The sequence below is a fragment of the Symbiopectobacterium sp. RP genome, assembly GCF_050472005.1.
Taxonomy (GTDB): Bacteria; Pseudomonadota; Gammaproteobacteria; order Enterobacterales; family Enterobacteriaceae; genus Symbiopectobacterium.
In genome coordinates, this window is record NZ_JBGOGS010000002.1 from 1,147,484 (window position 1) to 1,171,578 (window position 24,095).

35 protein-coding genes, 1 tRNA gene and 9 pseudogenes are annotated in these 24,095 nt (G+C 50.3%); 23 read left to right on the plus strand and 22 right to left on the minus strand.

Going from position 1 to position 24,095, the window contains the following annotated elements; genetic code table 11:
- Nucleotides 1-87 precede the first annotated feature (87 nt).
- Genes frdA through frdD form a run of 4 tightly spaced genes read left to right on the plus strand, consistent with a single transcriptional unit; the run spans nucleotide 88 to nucleotide 3,393 of the window.
- Nucleotides 88-1,884, plus strand: coding sequence for a fumarate reductase (quinol) flavoprotein subunit (gene frdA, locus ACD630_RS25005; RefSeq protein WP_430360999.1), 1,797 nt, complete (start codon nucleotides 88-90; stop codon nucleotides 1,882-1,884).
- A complete protein-coding gene (locus ACD630_RS25010) occupies nucleotides 1,877-2,614 on the plus strand; it encodes a succinate dehydrogenase/fumarate reductase iron-sulfur subunit (protein WP_430361000.1) in 738 nt (245 codons plus the stop codon). Before frdA ends, ACD630_RS25010 begins: the two co-directional genes overlap by 8 nt.
- Before the next feature lie 11 nt (nucleotides 2,615-2,625).
- On the plus strand, nucleotides 2,626-3,021 hold the full coding sequence (frdC, locus tag ACD630_RS25015) for a fumarate reductase subunit FrdC (RefSeq protein WP_264644411.1): 396 nt from the start codon (nucleotides 2,626-2,628) through the stop codon (nucleotides 3,019-3,021).
- A 15-nt stretch (nucleotides 3,022-3,036) separates the two neighbouring features.
- Nucleotides 3,037-3,393, plus strand: a complete 357-nt coding sequence (frdD, locus tag ACD630_RS25020; RefSeq protein WP_430361001.1) for a fumarate reductase subunit FrdD — start codon at nucleotides 3,037-3,039, stop codon at nucleotides 3,391-3,393.
- Between the two features lie 47 nt (nucleotides 3,394-3,440).
- Here the strand turns inward: frdD and ACD630_RS25025 are convergent, their stop codons facing one another.
- The gene (locus ACD630_RS25025; RefSeq protein ID WP_430361327.1) at nucleotides 3,441-3,653 is read right to left on the minus strand and encodes a hypothetical protein; all 213 of its coding nucleotides are present in this window, start codon (nucleotides 3,651-3,653) and stop codon (nucleotides 3,441-3,443) included.
- Nucleotides 3,654-3,674: 21 nt separating this feature from the next.
- Between ACD630_RS25025 and ACD630_RS25030 the strand changes: the two genes are divergently transcribed.
- Complete coding sequence (locus tag ACD630_RS25030) at nucleotides 3,675-3,827, plus strand: hypothetical protein (RefSeq protein WP_430361002.1); 153 nt, start codon at nucleotides 3,675-3,677, stop codon at nucleotides 3,825-3,827.
- A gap of 22 nt (nucleotides 3,828-3,849) precedes the next feature.
- Nucleotides 3,850-3,981: pseudogene (locus ACD630_RS25035) on the plus strand (GNAT family N-acetyltransferase); the annotation flags it as partial.
- 48 nt (nucleotides 3,982-4,029) lie between these two features.
- Here ACD630_RS25035 and rraB read toward each other — a convergent pair.
- A complete protein-coding gene (gene rraB, locus ACD630_RS25040; RefSeq protein ID WP_430361003.1) occupies nucleotides 4,030-4,410 on the minus strand; it encodes a ribonuclease E inhibitor RraB in 381 nt (126 codons plus the stop codon).
- Between the two features lie 163 nt (nucleotides 4,411-4,573).
- Here rraB and argF point away from each other — a divergent pair.
- A pseudogene (gene argF, locus ACD630_RS25045) lies at nucleotides 4,574-5,581 on the plus strand (ornithine carbamoyltransferase).
- A gap of 21 nt (nucleotides 5,582-5,602) precedes the next feature.
- Here the strand turns inward: argF and ACD630_RS25050 are convergent.
- On the minus strand, nucleotides 5,603-6,016 hold the full coding sequence (locus ACD630_RS25050) for a substrate-binding domain-containing protein (RefSeq protein WP_430361004.1): 414 nt from the start codon (nucleotides 6,014-6,016) through the stop codon (nucleotides 5,603-5,605).
- 9 nt (nucleotides 6,017-6,025) lie between these two features.
- Here ACD630_RS25050 and ACD630_RS25055 point away from each other — a divergent pair, with 9 nt between their 5' ends.
- Together ACD630_RS25055 and ACD630_RS25060 are read left to right on the plus strand one after the other, a co-directional pair.
- Nucleotides 6,026-6,391 (plus strand): IS630 transposase-related protein, encoded by a 366-nt coding sequence (locus ACD630_RS25055; RefSeq protein WP_430361005.1) that lies wholly within the window; start codon nucleotides 6,026-6,028, stop codon nucleotides 6,389-6,391.
- Nucleotides 6,392-6,416: 25 nt separating this feature from the next.
- The gene (locus ACD630_RS25060) at nucleotides 6,417-6,698 is read left to right on the plus strand and encodes a transposase (protein WP_430361287.1); all 282 of its coding nucleotides are present in this window, start codon (nucleotides 6,417-6,419) and stop codon (nucleotides 6,696-6,698) included.
- On the opposite strand, the pseudogene ACD630_RS25065 reads toward ACD630_RS25060, so the two are convergent.
- Nucleotides 6,689-7,906, minus strand: a pseudogene (locus ACD630_RS25065) (IS256 family transposase). The gene ACD630_RS25060 and the pseudogene ACD630_RS25065 overlap by 10 nt on opposite strands.
- 72 nt (nucleotides 7,907-7,978) lie before the next feature.
- Between ACD630_RS25065 and ACD630_RS25070 the strand changes: the two are divergent.
- Nucleotides 7,979-8,095: pseudogene (locus ACD630_RS25070) on the plus strand (glycine radical domain-containing protein); the annotation flags it as partial.
- A gap of 185 nt (nucleotides 8,096-8,280) precedes the next feature.
- Here ACD630_RS25070 and ACD630_RS25075 read toward each other — a convergent pair.
- The 4 genes and pseudogenes from ACD630_RS25075 to ACD630_RS25090 all read right to left on the minus strand — a co-directional run.
- A pseudogene (locus tag ACD630_RS25075) lies at nucleotides 8,281-8,679 on the minus strand (IS630 family transposase); the annotation flags it as partial.
- An 18-nt stretch (nucleotides 8,680-8,697) separates the two neighbouring features.
- Nucleotides 8,698-8,931, minus strand: a pseudogene (locus ACD630_RS25080) (IS630 transposase-related protein); the annotation flags it as partial.
- A gap of 172 nt (nucleotides 8,932-9,103) precedes the next feature.
- Entirely contained in the window at nucleotides 9,104-9,355 is a 252-nt protein-coding gene (locus tag ACD630_RS25085) for a hypothetical protein (protein WP_430361288.1), read from the minus strand.
- An 80-nt stretch (nucleotides 9,356-9,435) separates the two neighbouring features.
- Nucleotides 9,436-9,606 carry a group II intron maturase-specific domain-containing protein gene (locus ACD630_RS25090; protein WP_430361006.1) on the minus strand — a complete coding sequence of 57 codons (171 nt, stop codon included), beginning with the start codon at nucleotides 9,604-9,606 and terminating at the stop codon, nucleotides 9,436-9,438.
- A 231-nt stretch (nucleotides 9,607-9,837) separates the two neighbouring features.
- On the opposite strand from ACD630_RS25090, the gene ACD630_RS25095 reads away from it, so the two are divergent.
- The 6 genes from ACD630_RS25095 (at nucleotide 9,838) to ACD630_RS25120 (ending at nucleotide 14,618) form a co-directional block, all read left to right on the plus strand.
- Complete coding sequence (locus ACD630_RS25095) at nucleotides 9,838-10,785, plus strand: VirK/YbjX family protein (RefSeq protein WP_430361007.1); 948 nt, start codon at nucleotides 9,838-9,840, stop codon at nucleotides 10,783-10,785.
- A gap of 140 nt (nucleotides 10,786-10,925) precedes the next feature.
- Nucleotides 10,926-11,711, plus strand: coding sequence for a cation diffusion facilitator family transporter (locus ACD630_RS25100; protein ID WP_430361008.1), 786 nt, complete (start codon nucleotides 10,926-10,928; stop codon nucleotides 11,709-11,711).
- Between the two features lie 259 nt (nucleotides 11,712-11,970).
- A complete protein-coding gene (locus ACD630_RS25105; protein WP_308167206.1) occupies nucleotides 11,971-12,285 on the plus strand; it encodes a metalloregulator ArsR/SmtB family transcription factor in 315 nt (104 codons plus the stop codon).
- Between the two features lie 295 nt (nucleotides 12,286-12,580).
- A complete protein-coding gene (locus tag ACD630_RS25110; RefSeq protein WP_430361009.1) occupies nucleotides 12,581-13,621 on the plus strand; it encodes an IS481 family transposase in 1,041 nt (346 codons plus the stop codon).
- Nucleotides 13,622-13,877: 256 nt separating this feature from the next.
- Nucleotides 13,878-14,195: an NAD(P)-dependent oxidoreductase gene (locus ACD630_RS25115; RefSeq protein WP_430361010.1), complete on the plus strand. Its 318-nt coding sequence runs from the start codon at nucleotides 13,878-13,880 to the stop codon at nucleotides 14,193-14,195.
- A 347-nt stretch (nucleotides 14,196-14,542) separates the two neighbouring features.
- Nucleotides 14,543-14,618, plus strand: a tRNA-Gly gene (locus ACD630_RS25120).
- Between the two features lie 232 nt (nucleotides 14,619-14,850).
- On the opposite strand, the gene ACD630_RS25125 is transcribed toward ACD630_RS25120, so the two are convergent.
- From ACD630_RS25125 to ACD630_RS25140, 4 genes are read right to left on the minus strand one after another with little or no spacing between them, the layout of a single operon-like run.
- The gene (locus ACD630_RS25125; protein WP_430361011.1) at nucleotides 14,851-15,030 is read right to left on the minus strand and encodes a hypothetical protein; all 180 of its coding nucleotides are present in this window, start codon (nucleotides 15,028-15,030) and stop codon (nucleotides 14,851-14,853) included.
- Between the two features lie 56 nt (nucleotides 15,031-15,086).
- The gene (locus ACD630_RS25130) at nucleotides 15,087-15,632 is read right to left on the minus strand and encodes a hypothetical protein (RefSeq protein ID WP_430361012.1); all 546 of its coding nucleotides are present in this window, start codon (nucleotides 15,630-15,632) and stop codon (nucleotides 15,087-15,089) included.
- 47 nt (nucleotides 15,633-15,679) lie between these two features.
- Nucleotides 15,680-15,895: a helix-turn-helix domain-containing protein gene (locus ACD630_RS25135; protein ID WP_430361289.1), complete on the minus strand. Its 216-nt coding sequence runs from the start codon at nucleotides 15,893-15,895 to the stop codon at nucleotides 15,680-15,682.
- 6 nt (nucleotides 15,896-15,901) lie between these two features.
- The gene (locus ACD630_RS25140; protein WP_430361013.1) at nucleotides 15,902-16,057 is read right to left on the minus strand and encodes a hypothetical protein; all 156 of its coding nucleotides are present in this window, start codon (nucleotides 16,055-16,057) and stop codon (nucleotides 15,902-15,904) included.
- A gap of 161 nt (nucleotides 16,058-16,218) precedes the next feature.
- Here ACD630_RS25140 and ACD630_RS25145 point away from each other — a divergent pair, with 161 nt between their 5' ends.
- From ACD630_RS25145 to ACD630_RS25155, 3 genes are read left to right on the plus strand one after another with little or no spacing between them, the layout of a single operon-like run.
- Nucleotides 16,219-16,584 (plus strand): IS630 transposase-related protein, encoded by a 366-nt coding sequence (locus tag ACD630_RS25145; protein WP_430361014.1) that lies wholly within the window; start codon nucleotides 16,219-16,221, stop codon nucleotides 16,582-16,584.
- 25 nt (nucleotides 16,585-16,609) lie between these two features.
- Nucleotides 16,610-16,912, plus strand: coding sequence for a transposase (locus ACD630_RS25150; RefSeq protein WP_430361290.1), 303 nt, complete (start codon nucleotides 16,610-16,612; stop codon nucleotides 16,910-16,912).
- A complete protein-coding gene (locus ACD630_RS25155) occupies nucleotides 16,912-17,040 on the plus strand; it encodes a transposase (protein ID WP_430359511.1) in 129 nt (42 codons plus the stop codon). The genes ACD630_RS25150 and ACD630_RS25155 overlap by 1 nt, the downstream gene beginning before the upstream one ends.
- A 22-nt stretch (nucleotides 17,041-17,062) precedes the next feature.
- Here the strand turns inward: ACD630_RS25155 and ACD630_RS25160 are convergent.
- Nucleotides 17,063-17,224, minus strand: a pseudogene (locus tag ACD630_RS25160) (transposase); the annotation flags it as partial.
- A 23-nt stretch (nucleotides 17,225-17,247) separates the two neighbouring features.
- Here ACD630_RS25160 and ACD630_RS25165 point away from each other — a divergent pair.
- Nucleotides 17,248-17,502, plus strand: coding sequence for a LysR family transcriptional regulator substrate-binding protein (locus ACD630_RS25165; RefSeq protein WP_430361015.1), 255 nt, complete (start codon nucleotides 17,248-17,250; stop codon nucleotides 17,500-17,502).
- A gap of 49 nt (nucleotides 17,503-17,551) precedes the next feature.
- Here the strand turns inward: ACD630_RS25165 and ACD630_RS25170 are convergent, their stop codons facing one another.
- Genes ACD630_RS25170 through ACD630_RS25185 form a run of 4 tightly spaced genes read right to left on the minus strand, consistent with a single transcriptional unit; the run spans nucleotide 17,552 to nucleotide 19,905 of the window.
- Entirely contained in the window at nucleotides 17,552-17,740 is a 189-nt protein-coding gene (locus tag ACD630_RS25170; protein ID WP_430361016.1) for a YpfN family protein, read from the minus strand.
- A gap of 2 nt (nucleotides 17,741-17,742) precedes the next feature.
- Entirely contained in the window at nucleotides 17,743-18,417 is a 675-nt protein-coding gene (locus ACD630_RS25175; protein WP_430361017.1) for a M15 family metallopeptidase, read from the minus strand.
- The gene (gene dapE / locus ACD630_RS25180) at nucleotides 18,414-19,541 is read right to left on the minus strand and encodes a succinyl-diaminopimelate desuccinylase (protein ID WP_430361291.1); all 1,128 of its coding nucleotides are present in this window, start codon (nucleotides 19,539-19,541) and stop codon (nucleotides 18,414-18,416) included. The genes ACD630_RS25175 and dapE overlap by 4 nt, the downstream gene beginning before the upstream one ends.
- Before the next feature lies 1 nt (nucleotide 19,542).
- Complete coding sequence (locus ACD630_RS25185) at nucleotides 19,543-19,905, minus strand: ArsC family reductase (RefSeq protein ID WP_430361018.1); 363 nt, start codon at nucleotides 19,903-19,905, stop codon at nucleotides 19,543-19,545.
- A gap of 291 nt (nucleotides 19,906-20,196) precedes the next feature.
- Between ACD630_RS25185 and ypfM the strand changes: the two genes are divergently transcribed.
- Entirely contained in the window at nucleotides 20,197-20,259 is a 63-nt protein-coding gene (gene ypfM, locus ACD630_RS25190) for a protein YpfM (RefSeq protein WP_430361292.1), read from the plus strand.
- Between the two features lie 189 nt (nucleotides 20,260-20,448).
- On the opposite strand, the gene ACD630_RS25195 is transcribed toward ypfM, so the two are convergent.
- The 4 genes from ACD630_RS25195 to ACD630_RS25210 all read right to left on the minus strand — a co-directional run bounded on the left by ACD630_RS25195 (nucleotide 20,449) and on the right by ACD630_RS25210 (nucleotide 22,025).
- Nucleotides 20,449-21,147: an aspartate/glutamate racemase family protein gene (locus tag ACD630_RS25195; RefSeq protein ID WP_430361019.1), complete on the minus strand. Its 699-nt coding sequence runs from the start codon at nucleotides 21,145-21,147 to the stop codon at nucleotides 20,449-20,451.
- A gap of 62 nt (nucleotides 21,148-21,209) precedes the next feature.
- Nucleotides 21,210-21,359, minus strand: a complete 150-nt coding sequence (locus tag ACD630_RS25200; protein ID WP_430361020.1) for a hypothetical protein — start codon at nucleotides 21,357-21,359, stop codon at nucleotides 21,210-21,212.
- Complete coding sequence (locus tag ACD630_RS25205) at nucleotides 21,346-21,534, minus strand: hypothetical protein (protein WP_430361021.1); 189 nt, start codon at nucleotides 21,532-21,534, stop codon at nucleotides 21,346-21,348. The genes ACD630_RS25200 and ACD630_RS25205 overlap by 14 nt, the downstream gene beginning before the upstream one ends.
- A gap of 77 nt (nucleotides 21,535-21,611) precedes the next feature.
- The gene (locus ACD630_RS25210; RefSeq protein WP_430361022.1) at nucleotides 21,612-22,025 is read right to left on the minus strand and encodes a hypothetical protein; all 414 of its coding nucleotides are present in this window, start codon (nucleotides 22,023-22,025) and stop codon (nucleotides 21,612-21,614) included.
- 114 nt (nucleotides 22,026-22,139) lie between these two features.
- Here ACD630_RS25210 and ACD630_RS25215 point away from each other — a divergent pair, with 114 nt between their 5' ends.
- Nucleotides 22,140-22,628, plus strand: coding sequence for an IS630 transposase-related protein (locus ACD630_RS25215; protein ID WP_430361023.1), 489 nt, complete (start codon nucleotides 22,140-22,142; stop codon nucleotides 22,626-22,628).
- Here ACD630_RS25215 and ACD630_RS25220 read toward each other — a convergent pair.
- Nucleotides 22,596-23,519: pseudogene (locus ACD630_RS25220) on the minus strand (IS5 family transposase). The gene ACD630_RS25215 and the pseudogene ACD630_RS25220 overlap by 33 nt on opposite strands.
- A 131-nt stretch (nucleotides 23,520-23,650) precedes the next feature.
- Between ACD630_RS25220 and ACD630_RS25225 the strand changes: the two are divergent.
- A pseudogene (locus ACD630_RS25225) lies at nucleotides 23,651-24,049 on the plus strand (helix-turn-helix domain-containing protein); the annotation flags it as partial.
- Nucleotides 24,050-24,095 lie beyond the last annotated feature (46 nt).

Genomic DNA, 24,095 nt, shown 5'->3' on the forward strand with positions numbered 1-24,095 from the left:
AGCGTTCGGTGGGAAATATAGAGATTAACGAATCTAATATATTATTTTTAATTTAACTTAATTAACTTTAGTAACTGGAGGAGTGCAGTGCAAACCTTTAATGCCGATTTGGCCATTATCGGGGCCGGGGGCGCTGGTTTACGTGCGGCAATCGCTGCCGCTGAAGCTAATCCCCAACTGAAAATTGCGCTGATATCAAAAGTCTACCCAATGCGTAGCCACACCGTGGCCGCCGAGGGTGGTTCAGCCGCAGTCACTCAGGATCACGATAGTTTTGATTTTCACTTCCACGACACCGTTGCTGGTGGCGACTGGCTCTGCGAGCAAGATGTCGTTGAACATTTTGTTCATCAATGTCCACAGGAGATGATCCAGCTCGAACAATGGGGTTGCCCCTGGAGCCGTAAACCCGACGGTTCCGTCAACGTCCGTCGTTTTGGCGGTATGAAAATTGAGCGCACCTGGTTTGCCGCGGATAAAACCGGCTTCCACATGCTTCATACCCTGTTCCAGACCTCACTGAAATACCCGCAAATCCAACGCCTTGATGAGCACTTTGTGTTGGATATTCTGGTCGATGACGGTCAGGCGCGTGGTCTTGTCGCCATCAACATGATGGAAGGCTCGCTGGTGCAAATCCGCGCTAATGCGGTCGTGCTGGCGACCGGTGGTGCTGGCCGTGTTTACCGTTACAACACCAACGGCGGCATCGTCACTGGTGAGGGCATGGGCATGGCGTTCCACCACGGCGTGGCGCTGCGCGATATGGAATTCGTGCAATATCACCCGACCGGCCTGCCGGGTTCCGGTATCCTGATGACCGAAGGCTGCCGTGGTGAAGGCGGTATCATGGTCAACAAAGATGGCTACCGCTATCTGCAAGATTACGGCATGGGACCAGAAACGCCGCTCGGCGAGCCGAAAAACAAATATATGGAACTGGGCCCGCGCGACAAAGTATCGCAAGCCTTCTGGCACGAATGGCGTGCTGGCCGCACGGTCTCTACCCCGTTGGGCGACGTGGTTTACCTCGACCTACGTCATCTGGGCGATAAAAAGCTGAAAGAGCGTCTGCCGTTTATCTGCGAACTGGCAAAAGCCTACGTTGGCGTCGATCCGGTGAAAGAGCCGATTCCAATTCGTCCGACGGCGCACTACACCATGGGCGGCATTGAAACCAATCAGGATTGCGAAACCACCCTCAAAGGGCTGTTTGCGGCAGGCGAATGTTCTTCGGTGGGCCTGCACGGTGCTAACCGCCTTGGCTCCAACTCACTGGCAGAACTGGTGGTGTTTGGTCGTATGGCTGGGGAAAATGCGGTGCGCCGTGCGCAAGAAGCGGCTCCCGCCAACGGCGGCGCACTGGATGCGCAAATGCGCGATATTGAGCAGCGTCTGCATGACCTGATGAATCAGGAAGGCACGGAAAGCTGGGCAAAAATCCGCGACGAAATGGGCATGTCGATGGAAGAAGGTTGCGGTATTTATCGTACCACCGACCTGATGCAGAAAACCGTGGATAAACTCGCTGAGCTGAAAGAGCGCTTCAAGCGCGTGAAGATTCACGACCATTCCAGCGTGTTCAATACCGACCTGCTTTACAACATCGAACTGGGGCACAGCTTGGATGTCGCTGAATGTATGGCACACTCTGCTATCAACCGTAAAGAATCACGCGGCGCACACCAACGTCTGGACGAAGGTTGCACTGAGCGAGATGACGTTAATTTCCTGAAGCATACGCTGGCGTATTACAACCCGAACGGCGCACCGCGTCTGGCCTATGGCGACGTGAAGATCACCACGCTGCCACCGGCAAAACGTGTGTACGGTGCCGAAGCGGAAGCCCAGGAAAAGAGCAAGAAGGAGCAAGCGAATGGCTGAGTTAGCTACCCTGAAAATGGAAGTCATGCGCTATAACCCGGAAACCGATAAGGTACCGCACGCCGAGACCTTCGACGTGCCTTACAGCCGGGAAACGTCCCTGCTGGATGCGCTTGGTTACATCAAAGATAACCTTGCATCGGACCTCTCTTACCGTTGGTCCTGCCGTATGGCTATCTGTGGCTCCTGCGGCATGATGGTGAATAACGTACCGAAGCTGGCGTGCAAAACCTTTTTGCGCGACTACGCGACCAGCGGTATGAAGGTGGAAGCGCTGGGCAACTTCCCGATCGAGCGCGATCTGGTGGTCGATATGACCCACTTTATCGAGAGTCTGGAAGCCATCAAGCCTTACATCATCGGCAACAACAAAACGCCGGCTGACGGCGCCAACAAGCAGACACCGGCGCAAATGGCGAAATACCATCAGTTCTCCGGCTGCATCAACTGTGGCCTGTGCTACGCCGCGTGCCCGCAGTTTGGTCTTAATCCTGAGTTTATCGGCCCGGCTGCCATCACGCTGGCACACCGTTACAACCTAGATAACCGCGACCACGGCAAGAAAGAGCGCATGCCGCAACTGAACGGTAAAAACGGTGTCTGGAGTTGTACCTTTGTCGGTTACTGCTCAGAAGTGTGTCCGAAGCATATCGATCCTGCCGCTGCCATTCAGCAAGGTAAGGTCGAAAGCGCCAAGGACTTCATGATCGCTATGCTGAAACCGCAATGAGGGAGGCAACAATGACAACCAAGCGTAAAGCATACGTTCGCAGCATGCCTGCAAGCTGGTGGCAACGGCTCGGGTTCTATCGCTTTTACATGCTGCGCGAAATGACCGCCGCTCCTGCGGTATGGTTCAGCATTGTGCTGATCTATGGCGTGTTTTCGTTGAAACACGGTGCAGAAGGCTGGGCCGGATTTGTCGGTTTCCTGCAAAACCCGCTGGTGCTGCTGATTAACATCATCGCACTGGTGGCGGCAGCTATTCACACCAAATCTTGGTTTGAACTGGCGCCCAAAGCCAGCATCATCATCGTAAAAGATGAAAAAATGGGGCCAGAGCCGGTTATCAAAGGGCTGTGGGCTGTAACCGTCATCGTCACGCTGGCTATTCTCGCCATCGCGTTACTATTCTGATTGGAGGGGAACAACGTGATTAATCCAACTCCAAAACGTTCCGATGAGCCTCCCTTCTGGGGACTGTTCGGTGCCGGTGGGATGTGGACCGCCATTTTCTCACCCGTGATTATCCTGCTGGTCGGGGTGCTGCTGCCGCTGGGGATGTTCCCCGACGCACTGAGCTATGAGCGCATCGCCGCTTTCTCCCATAGCCTTATAGGGCGACTGTTTCTGCTGCTGATGATCATTCTGCCTATCTGGTGTGGTTCGCACCGTCTGCATCACCTGATGCATGACCTGAAAATTTACGTTCCTGCAGGAAAATGGGTGTTCTACGGTTTGGCAGCCATCCTGAGTGTGGTCACCGTGATCGGTGTCGTTACTCTGTAACACACCATCCGCTGTCATCTGCTACGGCCCGCATTGCGGGCCGTTTTTTATTCTGGCATAGCAACCCGCCGCGTGATCCACCATAACAACAAGGCCAGCAGGCTGACAGCCGCCCCCAGCATACACACACCCTGCCACCCAGCATGCGCATACGTCAGGGTATAGCCAAGCGACTTAATTTTGATTACACCATATGGACTGAGAACAAAATCTCTGTATCGCAACCACTCTCTCTTTTTTTGCTTTTTGCTTGTGCCCATTTATAGCCAACCGACTTAAAAATGATTACAGCCAATGCCCTGATATGTGGCAAAAAAATACAGCTAATTGTTATCAAAATAATGTCGCTTGGCTATAAATGGGCACAAGCAAAAAGCAAAAAAAGAGAGAGTGGTTGCGATACAGAGATTTTGTTCTCAGTCCATATGGTGTAATCAAAATTAAGTCGCTTGGCTATATCTGGAAACCACCAGCACCTTGACACAGGCGATTGTGCTGTATCGTAAGCTGGGGTTTGAACACATTCCGCACGCGATGGGCAACACTAGCCACGGAGACTGTGAAGTCACTATGCTCAAGCAACTCTAAAACAGCATGCCGAAGGTCACTTCGGCATGCCCGTGATGCCCAGAGGCATTAATGACGTTTGCCGTCTTCACCATCCGGATCTTCGAAGTAGGTGCCCCACCCGTCGTAATTGACGTTGTGGCGTGCAGCCAGTTCGATTAACTGCTCGACCTGCTCATCGATCAGTTCAGCATTGAGTGCTACTTCGCTGATGGCATCGCAACACATCAACAGTTTGCCCTCTTCCACTTCCAGCTCTTCCTCATCCGTCACTTCGTAGCCCATTTTAAAGGCATCAACAGCGACCTTTTCCAACGCGTCGAAGTTTTCCGCCGAAAAGTGGTGTTCGATAGTATACAGTGCGTCCGGATCGCTACCATCGTCCAGCAGTTCTTCGATGATCAGGCGCGTTTCTTCCCGTTGTTCGTCCAGTAAATCGCGGTTTGCCATGAGTCTGTCCCCCGTTAATCTCTACGTTATTGCCGTATTCTCCCACACCCCCGACGCCCTCTCCACCATAAAGTTTGACACCGCCCCTTGAAATTGAATGATTACACACATAAAGTGAATTTTAATTCAATCAACAACGTTGAGCCATATGGAGATAGCTACAATGAACTCGTTTCACCAGCGTCACTTCTTAAGATTAATGGATTTTTCCCCGGCTGAGATCGGCGCACTGTTAAGCTTATCTGCCCAGCTGAAAGCCTACAAAAAGAACGGCACAGAAAAACGCTACCTGCAAAATAAAAACATCGCACTCATCTTCGAAAAAGATTCGACCCGCACTCGTTGCTCTTTCGAAGTTGCTGCATACGATCAGGGAGCACGCGTCACGTATCTCGGCCCGAGCGGCAGCCAGATCGGCCATAAAGAGTCGATGAAGGATACCGCCCGCGTACTAGGCAGAATTTATGATGGTATCCAATACCGTGGTTACGGTCAGGCACTGGTGGAAATGCTGGCGGAGTACGCCGGTGTACCGGTATGGAATGGGCTGACCAACGAATTCCACCCCACACAACTGCTGGCGGATTTACTGACCATGCAAGAGCGTCTGCCTGAGCGCGCTTTCAGCGACATGACGCTGGTCTACGCAGGCGATGCGCGCAACAACATGGGTAACACCATGCTGGAAGCCGCTGCGTTGACCGGTTTGGATCTGCGTCTGGTCGCCCCCAAAGCCTGCTGGCCCGATGCCAACCTTGTGGCCGAATGCCGAGCAGCAGCCGAGTTGACTGGCGGAAAAATCACGCTGACGGAAGACATCGCCGCAGGCGTGGCCGGTGCGGATTTCATCTGCACCGATGTTTGGGTGTCCATGGGAGAGGCCAAAGAGGTGTGGCAGGAGCGGATTGCGCTGCTAAAACCCTATCAGGTCAATATGGCGATGCTTGCCGCCACCGATAACCCGTAGGTGAAATTCCTGCACTGCCTGCCAGCCTTCCATGACGATCAAACCACCATTGGCAAGCAGATGCCCCAGCAGTACGGTTTGCACGGCGGCATGGAAGTGACCGACGAGGTGTTTGAATCAGCGCACAGCATTGTGTTCGATCAGGCAGAAAACCGCATGCACACCATCAAAGTGGTGATGGTCGCCACGCTCGGCCAGGAATAAGGGCCGCGCTGCACGCTATGCTCAGCGCCTGGCGACGGACTCTCGGATAACCAAACGTCCTTGATGATGGCAAGGCGGTGTCAGTATGGCATCGCCTTGTGACGCCGCCACCAAGCGACCAATCAGCATGTCATCGAACCCCGCCAACGATATATCCTGCGGCACCCGCTTTCCGGCATCAAGAAACACCTTCGCCGCGCCAATGGCCATATCGTCATTGGCCGCCAGCACACAGGTGACGTCCACATTGCGCCCTAGCAGCGTTTGGGCGGCTAGATAGCTGCTCTCCGGCGTCCAGTCCCCTTCCAGACGTAGCGCCTCATCATGTGCGATACCCGCCGCTTTCAGCGTATCAAGGAATCCCGCAAGCCGCTGTTCACCAGACGGGGAACCGGGCAGCCCGGCAATATAGCTAAACGACTTAATTTTAATCACATTATTTAAATGAGCTATTCAATTGATTTTAGACGTAAAGTGATATCTACACGGGAAGAAGAAGGGTTGAGTATCCGAGAAACAGCGAAGCAATTTCGGATTGGCCCTGCCTCTGTGTCGCGTTGGATTAATCAAATAGCGTCAAAAGCATCGACCACGCGTCAGCGAAAGAGCGATAAATCCGAGTTGATAAAAGATGTTGAACCATATCCAGATGCTTACCAAAAAGAACGTGCAGAGCGTTTTGGCGTTTGTCAGAAGGCCATTTGGCAAGCTCTTAAAAAGCTGGGATTGACCTATAAAAAAAACTCTACGTCATCCGAAAGCCGACGGAAGCGCCCGGCAAGCATTTCAACAAAAAATACAACAGCATAAAAAAGAAGGCAAACCTATTGTTTTTATTGATGAAAGTGGTTTTCCACACGATACCCCACGGACTCACGGCTATTCTCCAAAAGGTCAACGGTGTTTTGGCCTGAAGAACGGGGGAGCCAAGGGAAGAACAAATGTTATCGGCGCTTTATCAGGCACAACGCTGTTTGCTATCGGATTATTTGATATCAATATTAACAGCGATGTTTTCTATTCCTGGGTCACACAAGTCCTTATCCCAGTACTCCCTAAAAACAGTGTAATCGGAGCCTGTTTAAGATTTTGTGTAAATGCCTTTCCTCAGAAGTGACCGTCAAGACGGTCACCGAACTCGATAATAAAGCGACTCATTGCCATACGCCAGTCCTGTAAGGGCATCGTTCATTTCTGTGATGCCGCCTGGATTGCCAGCCATACGACCTTCTTCACCGAGTCATCAGTCGGGAACACCTTGCGTTTCTTGATTGCATGCCGGAGCACGCTGTTCAGTGATTCTATAGCGTTAGCGTTCGTCGTGTAGATTACCTTGCGAAGTTCCTGCGGGTACGAGAAGAATGTCGACAGGTTGGCCCAGTTTGACTGCCAGCTCCGGCTTATCTGCGGATAGCGGTGATCCCATGTCCCACCGAACGTCTCCAGCGCCTGAAGCGCGGCCTCTTCGGTTGGAGCCTGATACACTGCTTTTAGGTCGCGTGTTACCACCTTATAGTCCTTCCAGGCAACGAAGCGCAGACTGTTGCGCACCATGTGCACGATGCACAACTGGATGCGGGCTTCCGGGTAGACCGTGTTGATGATGGCATCCGGGAACCCTTTCAGGCCGTCCACACAGCCAATGAGGATGTCGGTCAGGCCACGGTTTTTCAGTTCTGTCAGCACGTTCAGCCAGAACTTTGCACCTTCATTTTCGGCCAGCCACATCCCCAGTAGCTCTTTCTGGCCTTCGATATTGATACCCAGCGCCAAGAACACAGAGTTACTGATAACGCAGCTGTCCTGCCGGACTTTCAGAACGATACAGTCAAGGTAAACAATGGGATAAACCGCATCCAGGGGGCGATTTTGCCATTCAACAACCTGCTCCATAACAGCATCGGTGACCTTCGATACCAGGGCAGGTGAGACATCCGCGTCATACAGTTCTTTGAACGCAGAGGCAATTTCGCGGGTGGTCATCCCTTTGGCATACAACGATAAAATCTGGTTATCCATCCCGGAGATCCGGGTCTGGTTCTTCTTCACAAGTTGCGGTTCAAAGGAAGCATCACGATCACGTGGTGTACGCAGTTCCAGCGGACCATCGCCGGTGGTAACAGTCTTTGTGGAGTAGCCATTGCGCGTGTTAGTTCCAGATTTGGACTGGTGCTTCTCATGCCCGAAGTGATGGGTCATTTCAGCATTAAGGGCAGCTTCAACGCTGATCTTTTTCAGCAGGCGATCAAACTGGTTGAGAGCATCAGGGGTTTTGAGATTTTTGGCCAGCTCGTTAGCCAGAGCCTGTAACTGTTTTTCGTCCATAAAGTAACCTGCTTTTGATGTTGGATTGAACATATCAAAATCAGGCAATTACACAATCTCGTGTACAGGCTCCCGGAAAAATACCCGCAGTTGACCATCCGTGTTTCTGGTTATGCAGTGCGTTTCAACTCACTGACCCCAGAACAGCAACGTGACGTGATTACGCGTACTTTCACTGAAAGCCTGTAATCGTACGTACGGTGGTTGCCGTAATAGGGATAGGAGCCGATCTCACGATCACCTTCCTCCCACACCACCGTATAGCCAAGCGACTTAATTTTGATTACACCATATAGACTGAGAACAAAATCTCTGTATCGCAGCCACTCTCTCTTTTTTTGCTTTTTGCTTTTTGCTTGTGCCCATTTATGCTCAATGGGGTTAAGGTCTGGCGAATATGTAGGCAAATACTCCACCATATACCCTGCATCGATGATGACTTGTTGAATATTATGTTTTTTGTGAAAAGTTGCATTGTCCATCACGATTACCCTGTTTTTAGGGAGTACTGGGATAAGGACTTGTGTGACCCAGGAATAGAAAACATCGCTGTTAATATTGATATCAAATAATCCGATAGCAAACAGCGTTGTGCCTAATAAAGCGCCGATAACATTTGTTCTTCCCTTGGCTCCCCCGTTCTTCAGGCCAAAACACCGTTGACCTTTTGGGGAATAGCCGTGAGTCCGTGGGGTATCGTGTGGAAAACCACTTTCATCAATAAAAACAATAGGCTTACCTTCTTTTTCATACTGTTGTTTTTTTGTTGAAATGCTTGCCGGGCGCTTTCGTCAGCTTTCGGATGACGTAGAGTTTTTTTTATAGGTCAATCCCAGCTTTTTAAGAGCTTGCCAAATGGCCTTCTGACAAACGCCAAAACGCTCTGCACGTTCTTTTTGGTAAGCATCTGGATATGGTTCAACATCTTTTATCAACTCGGATTTATCGCTCTTTCGCTGACGCGTGGTCGATGCTTTTGACGCTATTTGATTAATCCAACGCGATACAGAGGCAGGGCCAATCCGAAATTGCTTCGCTGTTTATCGGATACTCAACCCTTCTTCTTCCCGTGTAGATATCACTTTACCTCTAAAATCAATTGAATAGTTCATTTAAATAATGCAATCAAAATTAAGTCGTTTAGCTATACATACGGATCCGTATACACCGGTTCAGTTATGTTAATCGTCGCCCACCTTATATATCCGGCAGGCCCATTTCTCTGAACAGTCTATTTGGTAGGGCTATGCACAGCGCTGGTGACAGACTGATCCGCCATTGCTTGTGACAACTGCCCACTGTCTGGGCTGTAAGGTCCTTACCGACCCCTCTCACCCTGAGCTCGCTATAACGAGTCCGCCCTTTCTTCCACTGTTTCCACAGCAGACTGCGCAACCTCCTTCTTACCCACCCCAGCAGGTTGCGCGTCAGTGACGGTAACTCGTTCAGACTGTAGTATAACCAACCGACTTAAAAATGATTACAACAGATACCCTGATATGCGGCAAAAAAAGCATAGCTGGCTGTTATCAAAATAATGTCGGTTGGCTATAGTTCCGCCATCCCGTCAGATATACCCTGAGTTTGCCGATAACCTGTTCCAGAGTGCGGCCTTTACTGCGCCCGGTTATCTCTCTCAGGCGGGATTTATAGCCAACCGACTTAAAAATGATTACAGCCAATGCCCTGATATGTGGCAAAAAATACAGCTAATTGTTATCAAAATAATGTCGCTTTGCTATATTGGTGTATCGCATCAGATTCTGTAAAAAGGCCGATCCCGACGTCAACCGTTTCGGGATTGGCTTTTTAATAAACCAATCACAAACAAGTCTGGAGTTGGGTTGTTTCCTGAAAGATGATTGCATAACGGTTTAGTCAACGGCTGATAGAGATAGGGGTCTGTTTCCGAATCAACACTATTATCTCTTATGGCACTTGCAACTTTTGATGAAATATCATCCCCGATGAGCCGCTGGCAGTTACTGAGCCATCTGCTTCACGGGGATATTCACCCTGATGAGAAGAGCGTTTGGCTAAAGCCCGCCTACCGTCTTAAATTTCTGGCGCGCTCGCTCCTTCACCCTGTTTTGACGCTGAACTGGCTCCACTACATTGCCAGTCATCCGCAGCGGGCGCAGATGCTGTATGCCCAAATGGCGCTGCCCGATAAACTTCAACGACCATACCTCTCTAGCCGTTTTTCTGCCCGCAACGCTTTGGCCGCGCTTTGTTATCACTATGATGCCGTGGCCTGCGCCAATCCAAGGTTACGTCGCCTGATGCTGACACCTGGCGGTGTACCGATCGTCAATTTTCAGGGTAAAAGCGGTGCTGCTTACGCGTTGCTATTGGGTTCCCACTCCTCACTGGATAAAGAGGGAGAGATAACGCTTCAGTTGTGTACTGAAGGGATGCCGCTGGCACGCATGACCATGACCGTGGTGCAGTTCGAAGGACAGAGAGCGTTATTTATCGGCGGATTACAAGGGCCGACGCGTCACTTGCAACAACAGAAGGCGCGCATTTCGCAGGTAACGCGTGATTGCCATGGATTGTTCCCTAAACGGCTGGTGCTGGAAGCGGCCTGCGTACTGGGCGAGTTGTTAGGGATTGAGTGCATGATAGCGGTGGGAAATCATACTCATGTTTATCAGAATTGGCGCTACTGGCGTAAAAAGAAAACCAGTTTTCATGCCGATTATGAGAGCTTTTGGCTCTCCGTGGGGGGGCAATTGCGACCCGATGGCGTGTGTCAGTTGCCGCTGCGTATTGCGCGCAAAAGTCTCGACGACGTTGCCAGTAAAAAACGGGCAGAGTATCAGCGCGCCAACGGCGTGTTGGCGAAGATCCATCATCAGCTGCATGCCTTGAAATGAGATCTTGATGCCTGTCTGACATGAGAATAATGCGGATGAGCACGGCGATCGTTGCGGCCGGTAACCTGTTTGCATTGCTTGACTTTTAATACACAAATGGATGCTCATATATTAAATCATCTAAAGGCAGGAGAGGTACAATGTCCCATTCTCACCACGATCATGCTCACGACCATGCGCCGACAGTAGCGCGCTCAAATGAACGTAAGGTACTGATCGCTTTTGTGATTACTTTTACCTTTATGTTGGTAGAAGTCGTGGGCGGTGTGCTTTCCGGTTCGTTGGCGTTGCTGGCGGATGCGGGACATATGCTGACGGATGCGGGACATATGCTGACGGATGCGGGACATATGCTGACGGATGCCGCGGCACTGACATTGTCCTATGCTGCCTTTCGTTTTGGTCGTCGTAATGCAGACACCAAGCGCACCTTTGGCTATTTGCGTTTCGAAGTCATTGCCGGGTTTATCAATGCGCTGACGCTGTTTGCTATCGTCATCTGGATAGCCTGCGAAGCGTGGCTGCGTTTTCGCCAGCCGCATGAGGTGCTGGCAGGGCCGATGCTGCTCGTAGCGGCGATCGGGCTGCTGGTGAATATTGTGGTGTTTTTGATATTGACGCGCGGCGACAGCGAACATATCAATATCAAAGGTGCCGCACTGCATGTGATGGGCGATCTACTGGGTTCCATTGGTGCTATCGCGGCGGCCATTGTGGTTTATTTTACCGGCTGGACCCCTATCGACCCTATCCTGTCGTTGGTAGTGTCCGTGCTGATCTTGCGCAGCGCATGGGCGTTATTGAAAAAATCGCTGCACATACTCTTGGAAGGGGCACCCGCCAATGCCATGCCGCAAGAGATTGAACGCTACCTTAAAGAGAGCGTAACGGGAGTGGCAGTATCCACCATGTGCACGTGTGGATGATCACGTCGGGGTGCACCCTGGCCACATTGCATGTACGCGCCAAAGAGGGGGCGGACGTGCGTCAGGTGGTTCGGCAGGTAGAGCGAGAGCTTTATGACCGTTTTCACGTAGAACACGCAACGGTTGCCATTAACTGGGGTGATGAAGATGAGGCGACCTGTAGGTGCAGCCTGTCACCCCTTAATGAAATACATCAACATCATGACGATCATTCTCATCATCATGATACGGACATATCTGTTACGCGAGGGCACGCACATTGAGTCGTCATGCCATGCTTTCTCTGCATGAAACTACCATCCTGTCAGAAACGTTTCGTCTGATGGGCGATCCTACCCGTTTGCGCATTTTGCATTTCAGCCTGACGGGGCCACATGCTGTCGGTGACATTGCGCAAAACCTTGCGCTTTCACCGTCACTGGTGAGTCACCATTTACGCCTGCTACGCGGCGCACGTTTGGTGAAGCGGGAACGCCGGTCACGCCAGATTTTTTATACCGTGGCGGATCATCATGTCACCACTATGTTGCTGGACATGGTGAACCACATTGGCGAATCACAAGAAGAAGAGTGACGTCTGTCAGAAAACGGGCCTGCATGCTGAAAGGGTTGCCACAGGCTTCTCGCTACGAGTAGGGTAGTTGTGGTTTTGTTACGGCTACCGTTGATAACGCGAGGGGAAGAAATGGGGGCTATTCTTTTATTGGAATCTCGGGCGGAGGAACTGCGTGCGCTGTTAAACACGAAAGCATCGGGGTTGGACTATTTGTATTAGTCGCGACTAGATCTGACACTGGACCTTGAAAGGTTGAGAGTTACCGGTTTTGATATGGGTGTCTAATCCTTAAACAAAACGCGAGGTAACTCTCATGCTTCATACTAACAATCCCATTATCAAACACAAAGCCGGCCTGCTCAATCTCGCCGAAGAACTCGGTAACGTATCAAAAGCCTGCAAGAGCATGGGCGTGTCACGCGATACATTTTACCGTTATCAGGAACTGGCTGCTGAAGGCGCCATTGATGCGCTGGTTAACCAGAACCGCCGGGTTCCGAACCTGAAGAACCGCGCCGACGAAGCCACTGAACGCACGGTTGTTGATTATGCTATTGAGTTCCCGCCCCATGGGCAGCACCGGACCTGTAATGAGCTGTGTAAAAAAGGCGTGTTTATCTCCGGCAGCGGCGTGCGCTCCATCTGGCAACGACACGACCTGGAGAACTTCCGTAAACGCCTGAAGGCGCTTGAGGAAAAGGTCGCCAGAGAAGGCATTGTCCTTACCGACGCTCAAATCGCAGCCCTGGAGAAGAAGGCGCACGATGATGAGGCCTGCGGTGAAATCGAGACGGCACATCCCGGGTATCTGGGCTCGCAGGACACCTTCTACGTGGGCAATCTGAAGGGGGTGGGCCGTATCTACCAGCAGACGTTCGTGGATACGTACTCGAAAGTGGCACACTGCAAGCTGTATACGAATAAAACACCGCTCACCGCCGCCGACCTGCTCAATGATCGCGTACTCCCGTTCTACAAGGCTCAGGGACTGCCGGTGCTGAGAATACTGACCGACAGGGGTACGGAGTACTGTGGTAAAGTGGAGCAGCATGATTATCAGCTTTATCTGGCTATCAACGATATCGAGCATACGAAAACGAAGGCGATGTCTCCGCAGACGAACGGCATCTGCGAGCGCTTCCATAAAACCATTTTGCAGGATTTTTATCAGGTTACGTTCGGCAAGAAGTTATATGGAGACCTGGAAAGCCTGCAGGTAGATCTGGACAACTGGTTGTGGCATTACAATAATGAGCGAACTCATCAGGGAAAAATGTGCTGCGGGCGTACGCCGATGTCCACTTTACTCGATGGAAAACGGATCAGGGCAGAAAAGAATCTGAACCAGATGTAATCTGACAGACACCTGTATAAATAATCGGTAACTGTCAGATCAGGTCTGAGCTAGTACAGCCGGACCGGGCGGTATCACTGCTGACCGCTGGGCATCACCCTGCATGGCTGCAATCTACCTAGGCTGGCTTCAAGCCGTTGCTTGCAGCAGGTCTCCCGCAAGATTACCGTTTGAGTCGCGCCGTAGGGGTGTTTGGCCAGCCGATTGCACAATACATCCTAGCGCATTTGTTGGCGCACGAGCAGCGTTTGTCGCATTGCAAGAACAGCAGCTACGTCAGGACTGGGATCGCCACCTGTCCGGGCTGTTGACGGGCAAAACCTTATTGATCGTTGGTGCGGGTGATATTGGCGCTGAGGTGGCCGCCATGTTGCGGTCATTTGGTGTAACGCTACACGGGATTGTTAATACACCACGGGCGTTGCCCGGTTTTGCGTGCGTGTCGGGGATTGATGCGCTGGCGCACGATGTGGCGCAGGCCGACTATGTGGTGAACTTGTTGCCGGATACGCCAAAAACGCAGAATCTGTACAACGCAAATTTGTTTGCATGCATGAAACCCTCCAAGGTATAGCCAACCGACTTAAAAATGATTACAGCCAATACCCTGATATGCGGCAAAAAAATACAGCTAATTGTTATCAAAATAATGTCGCTTGGCTATATTTATCAACGTGGGGTGCGGCACGTCCGTGGTGGATGACGATCTGGTGGCGGCGCTGCGAGGTTGATTTTTCACGCGAGTATTGAGTTTGCAGGTATTGAGCACCAGCGCGCAGGGAATGACCACTTGCGCACATTTTCACTGAAAAGGGCTTGCCAGCCTGAAATGATTGGTGCATAATGCTCAGCGCTAACACAAAGTGTTGAATAAATTTAGTATATTCAATATGTTACCGTTAGGCGAATTACACTTCCTAAGCGGGAATAGCTCAGTTGGTAGAGCACGACCTTGCCAAGGTCGGGGTCGCGAGTTCGAGTCTCGTTTCCCGCTCCAAAATGTGATGTATTGAATGCTCAATGATTCTGCAACGCATTAAAAAATAGACCGAAAGGTCTTTTTTTTTGTCCGCGATCCTGACATCAGCCATCCACTGCCATGATGTCATTATCCACGCTATTCCCTCTCCACTTCTTCGCACCCTAAACGTTTACGCATTTGTGCTTTGAGCGGTTCAGCCACTTCCAAGCGCAAGTGTGCGTGTATCTTTTCCACGTTTTCACAGCCTTTAGGCTGAGGTGTGGGCTGCGGTTCCGTTCTCGTTAGCACACCCCACAGGACATAGAGAAGAAAGCCGACGAGTACGGGAAGCACACCAGAAACCAATGAGGGCGATGCGCACTTCGAACGGTACGGTGCTGTCGGCGGGGCGGATATAGCCAACCGACTTAAAAATGATTACAGCCAATGCCCTGATATGTGGCAAAGAATACAGCTAATTGTTATCAAAATAATGTCGCTTGGCTATATCTCACTGTCCAGCGCTGAGCACTGGCTTGCATACAGGACGAAGTATTTTGATACTGATTCAGTACCGAACTGCTGTTCGACGTATTGCCATGTGCTGGCGGGCATCAGTAAAAAAGACAGTGTGTCGCTCATCAGGCTTTCGGTGTGCACGCGCAAGGCATATCCTCCAGCCAGTAGCAGGCGTTCAATGCGCGCCTGCTCCGCATCATACTCCTCTGATCCCAGCGAATAATGATGAAAAACATGCTGAACGCCAGCAACGTTGACCGTAGCGGTTTCAACGTCGCTGTCGTAGTCAAATTCAGTAGAAAAAACCGCATCTCCCAAGCAGTGCGAGATTCCCTCCAACAGGCTGAAAATTCCCTCCCGCCAGTCGATATGGATGCCGTAGACGCTCAGAAAGGTGGCCTGATAGTCATCTCGTGAGGACACCGTTTGCTCGGCCCCTTCATGGTATTTGAAAAATGCATGACGTCTGGCGCAGGCCTGTTCATCACCCTCAGCAGCAAAAAAATCAGAAAACGCATCCCTGTCAGGCAATTACACTGTGGTTCCTTCCTCTGTTTAGGGCGTTTTTTTACGCTGTCCTATGCATTCTTTTTTTGCTGTATGCGGTCACTTTCATACAACAGCAAAATGCGTTCTGCGAAGTCGTCATCGACGGTATAAAAATAGCTTTCCGGTACGCCGAGTACGCGGGCAAAGGCGCACATCATCTCGAATGTGGGGCGATAGGTGTCGCTTTCATACTGTGAGACACGCGAACGCGCGGTCGCTTCTTCAATACCCGCGAGCACTCCCAGTTTTTCCTAAGTCAACTTGGCATGCAGGCGGGCGGATTTAAGGCGAGCAGGTAGCATCATGGCACCATCGATAATCGATATTGACTTATCGCCAACCGACTTAAAAATGATTACAACAGATACCCTGATATGCGGCAAAAAAGCATAGCTGACTGTTATCAAAATAATGTCGGTTGGCTATAGTGTTTAGCATTACTTAACATCGCCGTTGTTTAGATATGCTGAACATTCGCACATAATAACATCGGGGGATAGTAATGGACGGTAAGGACTGGCACCCGGCAGATATAGCTAAACGACTTAATTTTGATTACATTATTTAAATGAGCTATTCAATTGATTTTAGACGTAAAGTGATATCTACACGGGAAGAAGAAGGGTTGAGTATCCGAGAAACAGCGAAGCAATTTCGGATTGGCCCTGCCTCTGTATCGCGTTGGATTAATCAAATAGCGTCAAAAGTATCGACCACGCGTCAGCGAAAGAGCGATAAATCCGAGTTGATAAAAGATGTTGAACCATATCCAGATGCTTACCAAAAAAAACGTGAAGAGCGTTTTGGCGTTTGTCAGAAGGCCATTTGGCAAGCTCTTAAAAAGCTGGGATTGACCTATAAAAAAAACTCTACGTCATCCGAAAGCCGACGAAAGCGCCCGGCAAGCATTTCAACAAAAAATACAACAGTATGAAAAAGAAGGCAAACCTATTGTTTTTATTGATGAAAGTTGTTTTCCACACGATACCCCACGGACTCACGGCTATTCCCCAAAAGGTCAACGGTGTTTTGGCCTGAAGAACGGGGGAGCCAAGGGAAGAACAAATGTTATCGGCGCGTTATTAGGCACAACGCTGTTTGCTATCGGATTATTTGATACCAATATTAACAGCGATGTTTTCTATTCCTGGGTCACACAAGTCCTTATCCCAGTACTCCCTAAAAACAGGGTAATCGTGATGGACAATGCAACTTTTCACAAAAAACATAATATTCAACAAGTCATCATCGATGCAGGGTAATGGTGGAGTATTTGCCTACATATTCGCCAGATCTTAACCCCATTGAGCATAAATGGGCACAAGCAAAAAGCAAAAAAAGAGAGAGTGGTTGCGATACAGAGATTTTGTTCTCAGTCCATATGGTGTAATCAAAGTTAAGTCGCTTGGCTATAAATCACGCCATGGTGCGCCTGAACACAGTATCCAGAACATGCCGTTGAAGATTCTTCGATGTTCTGCCCACGGCCGGCCGGCCCGCGGAGATGTCAAAACGGTTGGCAACAAGGGCTCAATGATTGCCCATGCTTCATCAGAAAGATCGTAGCGAGCCATAATCAAAAGTGTCGTAGAAACAGATGGATACTATAGCTCAAGCAATTAAGGGACACAGCCTAGTCGCAGCCAACTATGGGGTGAGCATTCTGACCGGTCTGACGCTGTTTCAGTTCCAGCACAAGGATATCGCGATTGTGCCGTTTCGCGATCTGTCGCTACAGCGCGGCATCTATCTGGTGACTGACAAAGAACGACAGCTATCGCAATGTGCCAAGGAGTTCTATGAATTTCTGCTGGAAAAAGCGGAGAGTTTCACCCCTCGCTCAGCACCCTGACTCATTGTTCAAAACTGGTCCACAGGCAACTGGCTGGAAGAGAAACGCATCAGGGTTTTTTCTCCGGCCAGTTATCTTCTTTATCCCACTCGGCGTTGTTGTCTCTATGCGGAGGCTGCGCCGGTTTATTCTTGAGAAAGCGTTTATGGTCTAGGCGGCTCAGTTCTTTCATGCCGTTAATCACCATACCAACCAGAATAATCAGAATCACCCACCAGTAATCAGCCAGCCAAGACATGTTCAATCCTCATCGATATTCATGATAAAGCGGGAAAAAATATCAGGCAGATGTAGGCGTAGCCAAGTATCTCCCGCGATATCTTCATGTTGCCAGGCTTCCAAAATAACCTCGGGTGTCAGCTGTTGCGCCGCCGGTCTGGACAAGGGCTGGTAGCTGATGTGCCAAGGTTCCACAACAACGCCGCCGCGATCGTGGGCGAAAGGTAGGTAAAAATCGAACTGCGCCATATGCGCAGTAAGCCAGTCGTTCAGTTCAGCGAAATAGCCGCCCGCCTCATATTCCCACGGCTCCAGTTGCAGACGAGCTCCTTGAGGCAGGCGTGACGGATCGTAGATATCAAGCTCGGTGCCCCAGTGATGGCGGCTGGCGCCCGGCAGGGCAGACCAGCGCAATATCGCGGCACAGAGTTCCGCCACGGAAAGCGTTGCTGCCACCAGCGGCTGGCTGTTTTTATCCAGCAACGGGCGCTCGCCGTTGAATTTTTGATTCCAGATGTGGCGCTGGCGGGCAAAGTCACGAAAGGTGCTGGCGGGCTGTAACTGAAAAGCATCACGTACAGCCGCCTGCTGTAAGCCCGTGAAGGCAGTGAGGGCGGCCGGTTGCAGGCTGTGCGCCTCACCGAGCGGGACAAGGTGCTCACGGGTTTTCCCCGTGAGCATGGCGTGCGTCATCATGCGATGAGCTGCTCCATAATGCGTTGATAAATACGGCTTAGTAATTGCAGGTCCGCGGCGCTGACGCATTCATCCACTTTATGAATGGTGGCGTTTACCGGGCCAAGTTCTACCACCTGTGCGCCCATCTGCGCGATAAATCGCCCATCCGACGTACCGCCATTGGTTAGCAACTCCGGAGTGATTTCGCTGTAATGCTCAACGGCGGTCACTACGGCATCGACCAGATCGCCTAGAGGTGTTAAGAATGGTTGGCCGGAGAGATTCCAGTTTAGCGTGTAGTTAAGCTGATGGCGATCCAGCAGAGCGGAGACGCGCGCTTTAATCACCTCGTCCGTCAACTCGGTGCTGAAGCGGAAATTAAACTGCACAAAAAGCTCGCCGGGGATCACGTTATTGCTGCCAGTGCCCGCATTGATATTGGCAATTTGCATGCTGGTGGGAGGAAAAAAGGCATTACCCTGATCCCATTCGGTGCCCACCAATTCATTCAGGGCTTCCATGGCGCGATGTACCGGGTTGTCGGCCAGATGCGGATAGGCCACGTGGCCTTGTACCCCGTGTACCGTCAGATTGGCGGTAATAGAGCCACGACGCCCGTTTTTCACCACGTCGCCCAGTTTGGTGGTGCTGGAGGGTTCGCCCACTAGGCAGTAATCCATGCGTTCATTACGTGCCATTAACGCCTCAACCACTTTCATCGTGCCGTTCACCGCACTGGCTTCTTCATCTGAGGTGATCAAAAACGCCAGGCGGCCCTGATGATGGGGATTAGCCTGTACAAACCGCTCAGCGGCCACCACCATGGCTGCAATTGACCCTTTCATGTCTGCTGCGCCGCGCCCATACAAAAAGCCATCGTGCAGGGTAGGTTCAAACGGTGGATGCTGCCAGCGGCTGGCATCACCGCTCGGAACCACATCGGTATGTCCGGCAAACGCCAGCGTTTTGCCTTCACCGCGCCATGCCCAGACATTCTCGGTATCGCCGAAATCCATTTTTTCAATGGTAAAGCCCACCGCTTTCAGACGTTCAATCAGCAATGCTTGACACCCTTCATCGCGCGGGCTGAGCGACGGGCGTTTAATCAGCTGTTGTGTAAGTTCTAAAACGGGACAGGACATCTCACTCTTTCTCCGCAGTAAAGGGGTGGTAACTTTCGGCATTAAAGCCTAACAGGGCGCGCTCCCCGCTCACCAGCAGCGGGCGTTTGATCAATGCTGGATGGGCCAACAGCAGCGCAATGGCGCTTTCGGCATCGATGACGGCGGCGCGCTCTGCGTCACTTAATTGTCGCCAGGTGGTCCCGCGCGTATTGAGCAACGGCTGCCAATCACCGACAAGGCGGATAAAGGCGGTTAGCTGCGTATGATCCAACCCATCGACACGGTAATCATGAAACTGATAGGCAATCTGATGCGCTTCCAGCCAGCGTCGTGCTTTTTTGATGGTATCGCAGTTTTTGATACCGTACATCATCAGCGTCATGGTGATAACAGTCCTTTCTCATCGTGAGGCCATTAAGGCGGCAGGTGAATGTGTCAGCATGCCGAAAAATGGCGGGGAGATCCACCGATGCAATCTGCTCAGAATGGGATCTTGTTCGCTTTTTATTCGACAGGAAAACGTTTCGCTGGTTAAAAAGTGGGCGTATACTAGCCGCAGTTAATTATAGCTAAGCGACATTATTTTGATAACAATTAGCTGTATTTTTTTGCCACATATCAGGGCATTGGCTGTAATCATTTTTAAGTCGGTTGGCTATACTAGGGGGACATGATGATAGAAGTAGAAGTGCGTCACTGGAAAGACTTCATTGAAGAAATGCTACGTAAAAAATAATTATCGGTTACCTAGTTTTTCCCATTGATAGATTTGAGTACAGAACCAGGAACAACATTCCATCCAATGCAAAGGCAGTCAGAACGCTCTGAATGCCTTTGCATTGGATAACATGAGGAAATCTTGAGTGTTTTACTCAGGAAATTGTGATTTAAAACAATCACTACATAATTTATGAATATATATTAATTAGTTGTTTTCTAATGCGTAATCTGCTGCAGCAATGGCGTGCAGATAGCTGGTATCAAAAAGAGGAATTTTTGTATCGGATTGATGGATTAAAAGGGGAATTTCGGTGCAGCCAAGAATCACGCCTTCAGCACCTTGCAGGGCAAGCCTATCGATAATGATGCTAAATGCTTCTCGCGAACGGTCGAGCAATACGCCGCGGCATAACTCGTCGTAAATGACACGATTGATCTCGTCTCGCTGATCGGGTTGCGGAATGATGACATCAATGCTGTGGCGCTCTCGTAAGCGACCGCGGTAGAAATCCTGCTCCATGGTATAGCGAGTACCCAATAAGCCGACGCGCGTCATACCAACCTGTTTCAGACTGTCGGCAGTGGCATCGGCGATATGCAATACCGGTAATTGACTGGCGCTTTCTACCTGGTCGGCCACCTTGTGCATGGTGTTGGTGCAGATGACGATCGCTTCTGCGCCTGCCTGATGTAGCCCGAGGGCGATTTCAGAAAGCCGCTGTGCCACCTGCTCCCATGCGCCTTGTGCCTGGAGTTGCTCGATATCATGAAAATCTACGCTGTGCAGTATCAGTTTTGCTGAGTACAAGCCTCCCAGACGCTGTTGAACGCGTTCGTTAATGAGGCGGTAGTAGGGCACGGTGGATTCCCAACTCATTCCACCGATCAATCCAAGGGTTTTCATTGTTCGTTTATCCTGCGGGTCATTTACGGTTGCCCGACACAGTGTGCATAGGTATCTACACATCATAAAGGGTTAAAAACCACCATAGCTAAGTGGGCAAGTTCTTCCGGGGTATATTCTGCTAATAACGTCAAGGTATAGCAAACCGACTTAAAAATGATTACATCCGATGCCCTGATATGTGGCAAAGAAGCATAGCTAGCTGTTATCAAAATAATGTCGCTTGGCTATATTTAGCAGGATGGATAGTCCGGCAAGCAGCGCTGGGGCGCTTTCTTTACGCCCTCGTTTTTGTTGTCGTCCGGATAATCGGCAAATTAACTGACGGGCTGCCGCATTGTCGTCTCCTTCAGCGCGTTGCAGCCGCCATACCAGCACACATGCCATGCTAGCTATCAATAACCTGCGTAGCAGGGCACCAGCACTGCGCTGAAGCCATTTTTCTACATCATGACCGGCACCTTTCAGCAGCTTAAAAAAGGATTCAATACCCCAGCGCCAGTAATACCAGCGAGCGACTTCCGCGCTGGTGATCTCGTTGCTAACGTTTGTGAGCAGCGTCCGATAAATTTACCGTAAGTATCGGTAAGGCGAACCACAACTAATCTGAGTGTCAGAGCTACGCCTGGCTGAACTTTCACTCGCCGTCCGGTGTTCTTGTCTTTCCGCTTCGCTTTTGCTGTTCGCGTTATGATCACGGATGTTTCCCCGATCTCCATATTGGCTTTTTTCCCTTTCCAGCCAACCAGTCCGTTTGCGATAAATGGCAGATCGTCTGCAATTTCACCAATTTTACGGGTGTCACCGCCCCACTCGGCCCGATGCCCTTCCTTTCCCCGGATAAGCCAACATATTCCCTGGGAGCTTAATGTGCGCATATGCCCGATAGAGTCACCTTCACGGTCAATGAGATGAACTAACTTCTTCTCGGTATCAAGAGACTCAACGCGGGCGATATAGCTAAACGACTTAATTTTGATTACATTATTTAAATGAGCTATTCAATTGATTTTAGACGTAAAGTGATATCTACACGCGAAGAAGAAGGGTTGAGTATCCGAGAAACAGCGAAGCAATTTCGGATTGGCCCTGCCTCTGTATCGCGTTGGATTAATCAAATAGCGTCAAAAGCATCGACCACGCGTCAGCGAAAGAGCGATAAATCCGAGTTGATAAAAGATGTTGAACCATATCCAGATGCTTACCAAAAAGAACGTGCAGAGCGTTTTGGCGTTTGTCAGAAGGCCATTTGGCAAGCTCTTAAAAAGCTGGGATTGACCTATAAAAAAACTCTACTTTTCACAAAAAACATAATATTCAACAAGTCATCATCGATGCAGGGTATATGGTGGAGTATTTGCCTACATATTCGCCAGATCTTAACCCAATTGAGGGCTTTGTTGAATAAATCAGAACTTGTAACGACTGCGCCCCATACGGGTCGATTGTTACGTGATGCGAATACTGTTCGGCATTCCTAATAGCGTGATCAGGTTAAGCGCTTTGACCATGACCATGGCTTCACCCACCTGAGCATCGTAGTCTCTCAGACTTAGATGACCACCCAGAAGCCTTTTGAACCGGAACATGGCCGTTTCAGCCACTGAGCGCCGGTGATAGCCCACTTTCTTTTTCCAGATAGCGTTACTACCGCTAATGCGCTGATTTGCAACAGCGTGGTTACGCTCGTGGTAGCGATCTTGCCAATATTGCGCCCCCCTTCGTGGCAGGATAAGCGGCCTTATTTTCTTCCTCACCAGAGCATCATAGCAGTAAACTGTATCCTAAGCGCCGTCAGCCGATGCCTCTCTGATTTTCCGGTGGGTCTGGTTTATAAGCGCCGGTAGAGCTTGGGCATCAGTCGTACCACTGAGCGACAAATCCGCACAGATAATCTCATGCGTCACACTGTCTACTGCCAGGTGCAACTTACGCCATACCCTGCGTCTGTCGGCACCATGCTGCCGGACTTTCCATTCGCCTTCGCCAAAGACCTTCAGGCCGGTTCCATCAATGACCAGATGTGAGATTTCACTAGGGGTTGGCGTTTTTATGCTGATGTTCACTGTCTTTGCTCGCTTGCTGAGCAGCGAATAGTCTGGACAATGCAGCGACAATTTAATCAGTTTAAAAATCGAGTCACCAAAGCCCTGTAAAGCCCTCAATGAAAGGCCAAACACGCGTTTCATCATCAGGACTGTGGTGATGGCCATATCTGAGTAGTGGAGCGGTCGTCCACGCCGTTCAGTAGTGTTTTTTTCCGTCCATGCAGCAATGGCTGATTCATCTAGCCATACGGTTAGAGAACCGCACTGCTTGAGGGCCTTGTTATAAGAGGGCCAGCTGGTGATTTTAAAATTTTGTTTTGCCATGGAGACCTGATTTTGAAACAACTGTGTTGATCTGCTCCGATGATTACCCAAAAGTTCTATTTATTCAACAAAGCCCCGTGATCATTGAAGATGCTTGATTTTACGCGGTAAGAAGATCATGCTCACCCACTATGAAGATATTTATTACCGACAAGCAAAAAGCCGAACTCGAACACCTTCATGACACCAGTCGTGATAAGCGTGTTTGTGATCGCATCAAAGCCGTCCTGCTGGCCTCCGAAGGCTGGAGCTCTGCGATGATTGCGCAAGCTCTGCGTCTGCACGAAACGACGGTAAACCAACATATCAACGATTACGTCAACACTCGCAAACTTAAACCTGAAAACGGTGGGTCTGCAAGTCGGCTTTGTGCTGAAAAGACTGCGCTCTTAATCAGCTATTTATCTCAACATCTCTTCCATCATGCCCACGACATCGTGGCTTATGTTGAACATCGCTGGGCTATCCGATTCAGTATTCCCGGCATGAACAAGTGGTTGCACCGTCATGGTTTCTCCGGCTTTGTTGAATAATAGTGAGTTATGCTGTTTTTCCAGCCAGTTTTGGTAGAAAATG